Origin of the sequence: Arenimonas malthae CC-JY-1 (assembly GCF_000747075.1) — a bacterium.
Lineage (GTDB): Bacteria > Pseudomonadota > Gammaproteobacteria > Xanthomonadales > Xanthomonadaceae > Arenimonas > Arenimonas malthae.
On the sequence record NZ_AVCH01000172.1, the window covers coordinates 1 to 11,340 of the forward strand.

At 72.2% G+C, this 11,340-nt stretch carries 10 protein-coding genes; 6 read left to right on the forward strand and 4 right to left on the reverse strand.

Features of this window, described 5'->3' with window-relative positions:
• Positions 1-154: 154 nt before the first annotated feature.
• Positions 155-940 carry a c-type cytochrome gene (locus N790_RS09925; RefSeq protein WP_043803805.1) on the reverse strand — a complete coding sequence of 262 codons (786 nt, stop codon included), beginning with the start codon at positions 938-940 and terminating at the stop codon, positions 155-157.
• 183 nt (positions 941-1,123) lie between these two features.
• Between N790_RS09925 and yihA the strand changes: the two genes are divergently transcribed.
• Positions 1,124-1,711: a ribosome biogenesis GTP-binding protein YihA/YsxC gene (gene yihA / locus N790_RS09930; RefSeq protein ID WP_043803806.1), complete on the forward strand. Its 588-nt coding sequence runs from the start codon at positions 1,124-1,126 to the stop codon at positions 1,709-1,711.
• Here the strand turns inward: yihA and N790_RS09935 are convergent, their stop codons facing one another.
• Together N790_RS09935 and N790_RS09940 are read right to left on the reverse strand one after the other, a co-directional pair.
• Entirely contained in the window at positions 1,712-2,635 is a 924-nt protein-coding gene (locus tag N790_RS09935) for an ABC transporter permease subunit (protein ID WP_043803808.1), read from the reverse strand.
• Positions 2,632-4,215: a peptide ABC transporter substrate-binding protein gene (locus tag N790_RS09940; RefSeq protein WP_043803817.1), complete on the reverse strand. Its 1,584-nt coding sequence runs from the start codon at positions 4,213-4,215 to the stop codon at positions 2,632-2,634. Before N790_RS09940 ends, N790_RS09935 begins: the two co-directional genes overlap by 4 nt.
• 57 nt (positions 4,216-4,272) lie before the next feature.
• Between N790_RS09940 and N790_RS09945 the strand changes: the two genes are divergently transcribed.
• From N790_RS09945 to ppc, 4 genes are read left to right on the forward strand one after another with little or no spacing between them, the layout of a single operon-like run.
• Positions 4,273-5,637, forward strand: coding sequence for a glutamate--cysteine ligase (locus N790_RS09945; RefSeq protein ID WP_043803819.1), 1,365 nt, complete (start codon positions 4,273-4,275; stop codon positions 5,635-5,637).
• A 1-nt stretch (position 5,638) separates the two neighbouring features.
• The gene (locus tag N790_RS09950; RefSeq protein WP_043803823.1) at positions 5,639-6,358 is read left to right on the forward strand and encodes a UPF0149 family protein; all 720 of its coding nucleotides are present in this window, start codon (positions 5,639-5,641) and stop codon (positions 6,356-6,358) included.
• A gap of 51 nt (positions 6,359-6,409) precedes the next feature.
• Entirely contained in the window at positions 6,410-6,838 is a 429-nt protein-coding gene (locus tag N790_RS09955) for an MreC domain-containing protein (RefSeq protein ID WP_156970032.1), read from the forward strand.
• Between the two features lie 15 nt (positions 6,839-6,853).
• Positions 6,854-9,577 (forward strand): phosphoenolpyruvate carboxylase, encoded by a 2,724-nt coding sequence (gene ppc, locus N790_RS09960; protein ID WP_052385848.1) that lies wholly within the window; start codon positions 6,854-6,856, stop codon positions 9,575-9,577.
• On the opposite strand, the gene N790_RS09965 is transcribed toward ppc, so the two are convergent.
• The gene (locus tag N790_RS09965) at positions 9,574-9,918 is read right to left on the reverse strand and encodes a hypothetical protein (RefSeq protein WP_043803825.1); all 345 of its coding nucleotides are present in this window, start codon (positions 9,916-9,918) and stop codon (positions 9,574-9,576) included. The two genes, ppc and N790_RS09965, sit on opposite strands and share 4 nt — an antisense overlap.
• Positions 9,919-9,994: 76 nt before the next feature.
• Here N790_RS09965 and N790_RS09970 point away from each other — a divergent pair, with 76 nt between their 5' ends.
• Positions 9,995-11,332, forward strand: coding sequence for an amidohydrolase family protein (locus N790_RS09970; RefSeq protein ID WP_043803826.1), 1,338 nt, complete (start codon positions 9,995-9,997; stop codon positions 11,330-11,332).
• The last annotated feature ends 8 nt before the right edge of the window (positions 11,333-11,340 follow it).

Genomic DNA, 11,340 nt, shown 5'->3' on the forward strand with positions numbered 1-11,340 from the left:
CTCGGCGGGCTTCTCGGCGCAGGCGGCGAGGGAGAGGGCGAGCAGCAGGGGCAACAGGCGCTTCATCGGCTAAGGCTCCAGGAACGTGTGGCCCACCTGACCGCGGCCGGCAGGCAAGGTTCAACGCGGCGGCCGGCGGCCGCCGCGCGCGGGGTCAGCCCTGCGGCTGGCCCGAGGCCGCCACCGCCTCTTCGGACGGGGCGTCGGCGACGTTGTGCAGGCCCTGCAGGTAGGTGGCGAGGGCCTGGATCTCTTCGTCGGTCAGGTTCGCCGCCACGGCCGACATGATGGCGTTGGCGTTGGCGCCCTTGCCCCAGACGGTGCCGTTGCGGAAGGCGGTGAGGGTGTTGGCGGTGTAGGTGGCGTGCTGGCCACCGATGGCCGGCCAGGCCGAGCCCGGGTTGCCGGCGCCGGCGGGGCCGTGGCAGGCGGCGCAGGCCGGCACGGAGCCGTCGGCCTTGCCGTTGCGGAAGATCTGCTCGCCCACGGCGTAGAACTTGCGGCCGGCGTTCGGGCCTTGGGCGATCACGCTGTCGTCGGCCACGCCCGCGAGCACCTTCTGGCTGGCGAAGTAGGCGCCGATGTCGCGCATGTCCTGGGCGCTGAGCGCGGCCGACATGCCCAGCATGATGGCGTTGTCGCGCTCGCCCGACTTGAACAGGGCCAGCTGGCGGGCGATGTAGCGCTCGTGCTGGCCGGCCAGCTTCGGGTTCAGCGGGTCGGCGGAGTTGCCGTCGAGGCCGTGGCAGGCGGCGCAGGCGGCGGCCTTGCCGGCGCCGGCCTGGGCATCACCGCGGTTGGCGGGGGTGTTGTCGGCTTCGAGCGTCGCGACCGGGGCCGGGGCCTGCTCGGGGGCGGGCGTCACGGTGGCGGCCTCCTGGGCCACGGCCGCGGACGCTGCCAGGGCGATGGCGACACCAAGGATGCGCGTGAACTTCATGGGCTGCTCCGGAACGCTGGAATCTGTGGGAAAGGGCCTTGCGCGGCGGGCGCGCAGGAAGGCGCGGATTATCCCAGCCGCCGCCGTGAACGGTCAATTCAGCCGGGGGGCGGCGGGGCGGAAGGCTGGTCATGGCCGCCCGGGCAGGCCATGCTGGGCGCCTTTCCCGCCCCGGCCTGACCGATGTCGAACCCCCTGGCCCGCGCCAAATACATCAATTCCGTCCATTCCCTGCGCCAGCTCCCGCCCGACGACGGCCGGGAGGTGGTGTTCGCCGGGCGCTCCAACGCCGGCAAGTCCAGCGCCCTCAACGCGCTCACCAACCAGCACGGCCTGGCGCGCGTGTCCAAGACCCCGGGCCGCACCCAGGCCCTGAACTACTTCGAGGTGGCCGAGGGCCGCTACCTGGTGGACCTGCCGGGCTACGGCTACGCCAAGGTGCCCGAGGCCATGCGCGAGGCCTGGAAGGGCACCATCAACCGCTACTTCCAGGAACGCGCCTCGCTGGCCGGGCTGGTGGTGGTGATGGACATCCGCCACCCGCTGCGCGAATACGATCTGCAGATGCTCGACTACGCCTTCGCCCGCAACCTGCCGGCGCACTGCCTGCTGACCAAGGCCGACAAACTCGGCCGCGGCGAACAGGGCAACACCCTGCTCAAGGTCCGCAAGGAACTCGCCGGCCGCGCCACCGCCCAGGTCTTCTCCGCCGACGCCAAGCTCGGCGTGGACGAGGCGCGCGCGGTCATTTCCGGCTGGCTGGAGATCTGATCAAGCCTGGGCATCCCGGAGCCGCGGATCCATCGCCGCGCGCAGGGCGTCCACGAAGGCGTTGATGAGCACGATGGCGGCGCCGATGGCGAGCACGACGCCGAGCACCAGCGTGTAGTCGCGGTTGAGCGCACCCTGCACGAAGTAGCGGCCCACGCCCGGGATGCCGAACACCTGCTCGACTACGGCCGAGCCGCTCACCACGTTGATCAGCGCCGGGCTCAGCCAGGCCACCACCGGCAGCAGGCCCGGGCGCAGCGCGTGCGCGAACAGCAGCCGCGCCTCCGACAGCCCGCGGCCGCGCGCCGCGCGCAGGTAGTCGGCGCCCAGCACTTCCAGCAGCGAAGCGCGGGTGAGCCGCGCGCAATAGGCCAGGTTGGGCAGCGCCAGCGCGACCACCGGCAGCACCGCGCTGCGCCAGCTGCCGTCCCAGCCGCCGGCAGGCAGCCACTGCAGGCCGACGGCGAACACCAGCACCAGCAGCGGCGCCACCACGAACTTCGGCACCGACAGCCCCAGCCCCGCGCCGAACATCAGCAGCCGGTCGGTCCAGCGCCCCGCGCGCAGCGCCGCCCACACGCCCAGCGGCACGCCCAGCCCCAGCGCCAGCAGCAGCGCGAGGCCGCCGTTCACCAGCGAAATCGGCAGGCTGGCCGCCAGCAGTTCGTTGACGGTGTAGTCGGGGTACTGGAACGACGGCCCCAGGTCGCCGCGCAGCACGTCGCCCAGCCAGTGGCCGTACTGCGACAGCAGCGGGCGGTCGAGCCGGTACTGCGCCGCCAGCGCCGCCTCCACTTCCGGCGGCGCGGCCTTCTCGGCGTCGAAGGGCCCGCCCGGCGCCGCGCGCAGCAGCACGAAGCACAGCGTGGCCAGCAGCCACAGCGTCAGCAGCGCCTCCAGGCCGCGGCCCAGCCAGGCCCTCACGGCGCCGGCTCCAGCGTGAGGAAGCGGCTGGGGTGGCGGTCGAGCGCATTGGCCTCGAAGCCGCGCACTTCCGGTCGCACCAGGTGCTTGGAGGTATAGAAGTACAGCGGCAGGATCGCGTGCGCGTCCAGCAGCCGGGCCTCGGCCTCGCGCAGGTGTTGCTGGCGCGCGGCCAGCGTGGGCGCGGCGTCGGCGGCGTCGAGCAGGGCGTCGAAGCGCGGGTCGGCGTAGCCGGTCCAGTTCGAGGCGCTACCGGCGCGGAAGTTGTCCAGGAAGTTGCGCGCGTCGTCCACGTCGGCGATCCAGCCACCGCGGAACACCTGCGTCACCACCCGCTGCCGGCGCGTGCCCACGAACACCTTCCACTCCTCGTTGCGCAGCGTGACGCGCGCGCCCAGCACCTCGCGCCACATCGCCGCCACCGCCAGCGCCAGGCGCCGGTGCGGGGTGGAGGTGTTGTAGCGCAGCTCCACCTGCAGCGGGTTCTCCGGCGAATAACCGGCCTGCGCATACAGCGCCCGGGCCCGTTCCTCGCGCTGCGCCTGCGTGGCGCGCGCCATCGCCGGCACCGGCGGCGTGTAGCCGGCCGTGCCCGGCGGCACCAGCCCGAAGGCCGGCTGTTCGCCCAGGGCGGTGACGTGGCGGGTCAGGATGTCGCGGTCCACCGCCAGCGACAGCGCCTCGCGCAGCGCCGGCTGGTCCTTGAACGGCGGCCGCGTGAGGTTGAAGCCCAGCCAGAAGCTGCCGAGGTAGGGGCTGATGCGCAGCTGGCCGCCGAAGCGTTCGCGCAGCTGCGGCAGCGGCTGCGGCGGCACGGTTTCGGTCAGGTGCAGGCCGCCGGCTTCGAAGCGGCGCAGTTCGCTGCCGGCGTCTTCGGTCACGTGGAAACGCACGCGCGGGATCGGCGCCGGTTCGCGGAAATGCGGGTTGCGTTCCAGCGTCACCGACGCCTGCGGCAGCCAGGCGGCCAGCCGGTAGGCGCCGTTGGACACCAGCTTGCCGGGCCGGGTGTGCTGCGCGCCGTGTTCGGCCAATGCCGGCAGGTACACCGGGTAGGCCATGGGCAGCGTGAGCAGCCGCGGCAGGTCGGCGCTGCGGGTGAGCCGGAACACCAGGGTGCGGGCGTCGGGCGCCGTGACGCCCAGCCGTCCCGGCGGAAGTTCGCCGCGCTGGACGGCGCCGGCGTTCTCGATGGCGTCGAGGTGGCCGGCGAAGGGCGCGGCCGTGGCCGGCGAGAAGGCGCGGCGCAGGCTGGCCAGCACCTGGGGCGCGTCGAGCGGCTCGCCGTTGGACCAGCGCGCGCCTTGCCGCAGGTGGAAGGTCCAGGTGCGGCCGTCGGCCGACACCTCCCAGCGTTCGGCCAGGCCGGGCACCAGGCGGCCGCCGCCGTCCTCGGCCACCAGGCCTTCGAACAGGTCGCGCAGCACGTTGCCGCAGGCCACTTCCGGGCAGCGGTGCGGATCGAGCGTGGACGGCTCCGGGCCGTTGCCACGCTCGAGTCCCTCGGCCGCCAGCGGGCCGGAACAGAGAATCCCCGCCATCAGGACGCTGGTGACCGCGGCGCGGGTTAGGATTCGCATCCTTGCGATTGTAGGCCAGCGCCCGCACATCGCCTCCACCCCCTCAAGGCGCGCCCCGTGTCCGGACCGAGCAATACCAAGGAAACCCCGCTGGCCGACCGCCGCGAGCTGGTCGAATACCTCGCCTCCGGCGGCCGGCCCGAGGCCGAATGGACCATCGGCACCGAACACGAGAAGTTCGGCTTCCGCCTCGACGACCTGCGCCCGCCCACCTGGGACGGCGACCGCGGCATCGAGGCCCTGCTGCGCGGGCTCACCCGCTTCGGTTGGGAGCCCTACGAAGAAAAGGGCAAGCTCATCGCCCTGACCAAGGCCGGCGCCTCGGTCACGCTCGAACCCGCGGGGCAGCTGGAACTTTCCGGCGCCATGCTCGGGAACATCCACCAGACCTGCTGCGAAACCATGTCGCACCTGCGCGAGGTCAAGACGGTGGGAGACGAGCTGGGCATCGGTTTCCTGGGCATGGGTTTCCAGCCCAAGTGGCGCCGCGACGAAATGCCGTGGATGCCCAAGGGCCGCTACAAGATCATGCGCGAGTACATGCCCAAGCGCGGCAACCTGGGCCTGGACATGATGACCCGCACCTGCACCGTGCAGGTGAACCTGGATTTCCGCGACGAAGCGGACATGGTGAAGAAGTTCCGCGTCTCGCTGGCGCTGCAGCCCATCGCCACGGCGCTGTTCGCCGATTCGCCCTTCACCGAAGGCAAGCCCAACGGCTACCTCAGCTACCGCTCGCACATCTGGACCGACACCGACCCCGACCGCACCGGCATGCTCGACTTCGTGTTCGAGGACGGCTTCGGCTTCGAGCGTTACGTCGACTACCTGCTCGACGTACCCATGTACTTCAGCTACCGCGGCGGCGAATACATCGACCTCAGCGGCCGCAGTTTCCGCAAGTTCATGCGCGGCGAGCTCGACGAACTGCCCGGCCAGCGGCCGACGATGCGCGACTGGGCCGACCACATGACCACCGCCTTCCCGGAAGTGCGGCTGAAGAAATACCTGGAAATGCGCGGCGCCGACGGCGGCCCCTGGAACCGCCTGTGCGCGCTGCCGGCGTTCTGGGTGGGCCTGCTCTACGACGGCGAGGCGCTGGACGCGGCCTGGGACCTGGTGAAGGACTTCAGCCGCGAGGAGCGCCACGCCCTGCGCGACGGCGTGCCGAAGCATGCGCTCAAGCTGCCCTTCCGCGGCGCCACCGTGCGCGAGCTGGCGCTGGAGGCCCTTAAGATCTCCGGCCAGGGCCTGGCGCGCCGCAACCGCCTCAACGCCTCGGGCGCGAGCGAGGCGGTGTTCCTGGAGCCGCTCATCGAATTCGCCATGGCCAACGAGACCCCGGCCGAGCGCAAGCTGGCGCTCTACCACGGGGCCTGGGGCGGCTCGGTGGACCCGGTGTTCCGCGAGTTCGCGTACTGACATGGCCACCGCGAAAGCCGACTGGTTCCGCGCCGACGACGCGCGCATCGACGAACTCGACCGCCTGCTCGAGCAGCGCGCCGTGCCCTTCGGCGGCTACGGCCTGGAGCAGCTCGACGGTTTCCTCACCGCCATCGCGGTCAGCCCGGGCACCGTGGCGCCGGAAGAATGGCTGCCGCTGGTCTGGGGCAAGGCGCCGCCGCGCTGGGAAGGCCCGGCCGACGAAGCCGCCGCCACCGCCCTGCTGATGCTGGCCTGGGAAACCGCGCAGCGCCGCGTGCGCACGCCCGGCGACGAACTCACGGTGGAGGGCGCGCTGTTCTGGTGGCTGCCCGACGACCCCGAGGCCGAACACGGCGACGACGTGGACATCGGCGCCGCCTGGGCCGGTGGGTTCCTCGACGGCATGGCCCTGCGCGACGCCGGATGGGACGAATGGATCGCCAAGGACGACTGGATCGGCGAGGTCGAGGACTACATCGAGGCCCTGGCCGTCGGCAGCTACCCGCCGGAAACCGAGGGCGGGGCGCCCGTGCCGCTGCCCTACCGCGAACGCCTGGAAATCCACGCCAGCCTGCCGGACATGCTGCACGACCTGCACGTGCACCGGATCGAATCACTGACCCCGCGCGAGCCGGTGCGCCGCGCCGCCGCCCCCGAACGCAACGATCCTTGCCCCTGCGGCAGCGGGAAGAAGTACAAGAAGTGTTGCGGCGCCTGAGCCGGGCGTAGGATGTCCGCGCGGCCGCCCCGGCCGCCCGGAGACCCCGCCATGAACGCCAGAGCCTTGTTGTTCGCCGTCGCGATTTCCCTGCTTGCCCCGCTGGCCAGTGCCCAGCAGGCCGCCGTGCTGCGCCGCCCCGTCGAGCCCGTCGTCGCGCCGGTACAGGCCGCCGAAGTGGACAAGGACGCCGTCATCCAGCGCCTGCGCGAGAAGAACCGCGAGCTCAGCGAGGAAAACGCCCGCCTGCGCGCCCGCATCGACGCCATGACCGCGCTGGGCGGCAGCGAAGTGCGCGCCTACTGCGCCTCGCCTTCGGAAAGCCGCAACACCGCCGGCGCCAGCGAATCCTGCGGCGCCTACACCTGCAACGCCACCAGCGGCCTGTGCCGCGACCGCTGCGCCAGCAGCAACGATTGCGATTCCAGCGCCCGCTGCGACATCCCCAGCGGCGTCTGCGTCGCCGTCCCGCGCGGCTGAGGGTAGGCTTGGGGGATGGCTGACGAGAACGAACCGCTTCGCGACATCGACCTTCCCCCGACCGACGCGCTGCTGCGCGACGACGTCAAGCGCCTCGGCGCGCTGGTGGGCGAGATCCTGGCCGAACAGGTCTCGCCCGCCTTCCTGGCCGAGGTCGAGGCGCTGCGGGTGGCGTCCATCCGCCGCCGCGAGGCCGGCGCGCCGATAGAAGACGTGTCGGCCCGGCTGCAGGGCCTGCCCCTGGACCAGGCCGAGCTGCTGGTGCGCGCCTTCGCCAGCTATTTCCAGGCGGTGAACCTGGCCGAGCGCGTGCACCGCATCCGCCGCCGGCGTGACTACCAGCGCCTCGGCCAGGCGCCGCAGCCCGGCGGCCTCGAAGATTCCCTGCGCGCGCTGCGCGACGAGGGCGTGCCGGTGCAGGACGTGGCTGCGCTGCTGCCGCGCCTGCGCATCGAGCCGGTGTTCACCGCCCACCCCACCGAAGCCGTGCGCCGCGCGCTGCTGGAGAAGGAAAGCGAAGTCGTGCGCTGCCTGGTCGAGGACATCGACCGCGGCCTCACCCCGCAGGAGCGCCGCGCCGACGTCGAACGCATGCGCCTGGCGCTCACCGCCAGCTGGCAGACCGACGAAACCCCGCCGGAAAAACCCACCGTCGCCGACGAGTTCGAGCACGTGGCGTATTACCTTTCCGACGTGCTCTACCGCGTGCTGCCGGTGTTCCACGAGGTGTTCGAGGACGCCCTGCGCAGCGTGTACGGCAGCGCCCCCGACGAACTGCCGCCGCTGCTGGGCTTCGGCTCCTGGGTCGGCGGCGACATGGACGGCAACCCGAACGTGGGCGCGGCCACCATCGCCGCCACGCTGGCCGGCCAGCGCGCGCTGGTGCTGGGCAACTACCGTCGCGAACTGGCCAAGCTGGCCGACGTGCTCAGCCAGACCGAAGGCCGCGTCGGCATCGACCCGGCGCTGCGCACGCGCGCCGACGACTACGCGCACCGCTTCCCCGACGCCGCCGAGGCCATCAAGGCGCGCCACGCCGACATGCCCTACCGGCGCTTCCTCACCCTGGTGGCCGCGCGCGTCGAGGCCACCGCCGCCGACGCGCCCGGCGCCTACGCCGACGCGGGCGAATTCCTGGCCGACCTGCGCCTGGTCGAAACCAGCCTGGCCCGGCACCGCGGTGAACACGCCGGCGGTTTCGCCGTGCGCCGGCTGCTGCGCCGCGTGCAGGCCTTCGGTTTCCACCTGGCCGCGCTCGACCTGCGCCAGGAGAGCAGCCAGCACGACGCCGCGCTGGCCGCGCTGCTCGGCGACCCGGAATTCCCCGCGCGCCCCTGGGCCGACCGCGCCCAGCGCCTGCGCGACCTGGTGGCCGGCACCGATCCGGCGCCAAGACCCGACGCCGCCGACGCCGCGCGCGTGCTCGACGTCTTCCGCACCGTGGCCGGCGCGCTGCCGCGTTACGGCGCGCGCGCCATCGGCGCCTACATCATCAGCATGAGCCGCAGCGCCGCCGACGCGCTGGCGGTGCTGGCGCTGGCGCGCCTGGGCGGCTGCCTGGACGCCAACGGCGCGGTGCCGCTGGACGTGGCGCCGCTGTTCGAAACCGTGGACGACCTCGACGCCGCCGCGGCCACGCTGCGTTCGCTGTTCGCCGACCCGGTCTACCGCGAACACCTGCGCGAGCGCGGCGACCGCCAGGTGGTGATGCTGGGGTATTCCGACAGCGCCAAGGACGGCGGCCTGGTCGCCTCGCGCTGGGCCCTGCAGCAGACCCAGGTGGCGCTCACCGCGCTGGCGGCCGAGGCCGGCGTGCGCATCGCCTTCTTCCATGGCCGCGGCGGTTCGCTCTCGCGCGGCGGCGGCAAGACCGGCCGCGCCGTGGTGGCGGCGCCGCGCGGTTCGGTGGACGGCTACCTGCGCCTGACCGAGCAGGGCGAGGTGATCCACCGCAAGTACGGCATCCGCGCGCTGGCGCTGCGCAACCTCGAGCAGGCCACCGGCGCCGTGCTGCGCGCCACGCTCCGCCCGCGCAAACCCGAGCCGCGCGAAGCCGCCTGGCGCGAGATGGCCGCCGCCATCGCCGGTGCGGCGCGCGCGCACTACCGCGGCCTGGTGTACGACACCGAAGGCTTCGTCGGCTACTTCCGCGCCGCCACGCCCATCGACGTCATCGAACGCCTGCGCATCGGCTCGCGCCCCAGCAAGCGCGGCAACGCCGGCGGCGTCTCTTCGCTGCGCGCCATCCCCTGGGTGTTCGCCTGGTCGCAGAACCGCTGCGGGCTCACCGCCTGGCTGGGCGTGGGCACCGGCCTGGCGCAGGGCATCGAGCGTTTCGGCCATGCGGCGGTGGCCGAGATGGCGCGCGACTGGCCCTTCTTCGCCACCCTGGTGGACGACGTGGAGATGGTGCTGGCGAAGTCCGACCTGGGCATCTTCGAGCGCTATTCCCGCCTGGCCGGCGACGACCATGGGCGTTTCTTCCCGGGCATCGCCGCCGAGTTCGAACGCACGCGCGACACGATCCTCGCGCTCAAGGGCACCACGCAGCTGCTGGAAGGCGATTTCCGGCTGCGCCAGTCGATCCGCCTGCGCAACCCTTACGTCGACCCGCTGAGCCTGCTGCAGGTGGACCTGCTGGCCCGCTGGCGCGCCGCCGGCCGGCCCGAGGACGCGCTGTTCCACGCCCTGGTCACCACCGTGAACGGCATCGCCGCCGGCGTGCAGAACACCGGCTAGCCGAAGCGCACGTCGCGCAGCTCCCAGTGGCCGCCGGCCAGCAGCTTCATGCGGTGCCGGAACACGGTGCCGGGCAGGGAGGTGCTGGCTTCGATCTCGATCGCCAGGTCCTTCTGCTCGCCGGTGACGCGGGCGGCCGGGTCCGTGGCGCCCAGCGACTCGTCGACGTCGTCGGGCTCGTCTTGCAGGGCGCGCCAGCGTTCGAACAGGGCCGGCGTGCGCAGCGCGGCCTCGAGTTCGGCGGCCAGGCCCTCGGCGCCGTCGGAGCGGAAGGCCAGGGCCGGCTCGTCGCCGCGCGCGGCGGCCGGGTCGGGCAGGCGGATCAGGTATCGGACGGCCATCACGGTTTCTCCCTGGCGCCCTCGCGGCGGGCCGCCACCACGCTACCATCGGGGCAACTCAGGGGAGGGTCAAGCAATGACATTGAAGAAACTGTGCCTGGCGGCGGCGGTGATGCTGGCGCTGGCGCCGGCGGCGAACGCCGGGAAACTGGCGCTGGTGGGCGGCACCCTGGTGGACGGCACGCTGCGCGAGCCGATCCGCGACAGCGTGGTCATCGTCGACGGCGAGCGCATCGTGGCGGTGGGCAGCGTCGGCGACCTGCCGGTGCCGGCCGATGCGGAAGTGATCTCCACCGAAGGCATGACGGTGATGCCGGGCCTGTGGGACATGCACGTGCACCTGATGATCAACGGCCACGCCGACTACGATTATTGGGACAAGACCTACCTCGACAAGCAGCGCGACGTGATCATGCCGGCCTCGGCCGAACAGCTGCTGATGGCGGGCATCACCAGCGCGCGCGACCTGGGCGGCCCGCTCGAGGACAGCCTGGCGGTGCGCGACGCCATCAACGCCGGCAAGATCCCGGGCCCCACCATGTACATGTCGGGCCCCTTCATCCAGAAGAAACCCTACCCGGGCACCGAGGCCTTCCGCTGGGGCGTGGATTCGCCCGCCGACGCGCGCGCCAAGGTGCGCCGCCTGGCCGAGGCCGGCGTGGACGTGATCAAGCTCATCGACCAGGACCAGATGGCCGAAGCCGAGATCGCCGCCATCGTCGACGAGGCGCACAAGCACCAGCTGCCGGTGATCGCGCATGCGCACCGGCCCGAGGAGGTGCGGCGCGGCCTGCGCCACGGCGTGGACGGCTTCGAGCACACCGGCTTCGCCGCCGCGCCCGAATTCCCGCCCGACGTGATGGAGGCGCTGAAGGAGCGCACCGCCAACATGGCGCTGGGCCCGCTGTTCTGGACGCCCACCGTGGAGGGGCTCTACAACTTCCCCTACACCGTGCGCAACCACGAGTTCATCGACAACGACTCCTGGCACCGCGGCCTGCCGCCGGAGATCGTCGCCGACATCCGCAAGTCGCTCGAGCATCCCGAGCGCATCAGTTACTTCCAGCAGACGCCGCAGCGCCAGCCCACCCTGCGCCGCAAGTTCGAGCAGCTGCGCCAGGCCGGCGTGCTGATGCTGGTGGGCACCGATTCGGGCATCCCGATGAAGTTCCACAGCCAGAGCACCTGGAACGAGCTGGACGTGTGGGTGAACCAGTTCGGCGTGCCGGCGGTGGACGCGATCCGCGCCGCCACCTACTGGCCGGCCGTGGCCATGCGCGTGGACGATGAGTACGGCACCGTCACGGAAGGCAAGTACGCCGACATCGTGGCCGTGCGCGGCGACGCGCTGCGGCAGGTGGCCCTGCTGCAGAACATCGACATGGTGATCAAACACGGCAAGCGGGTGAAATAAGCCCGCGT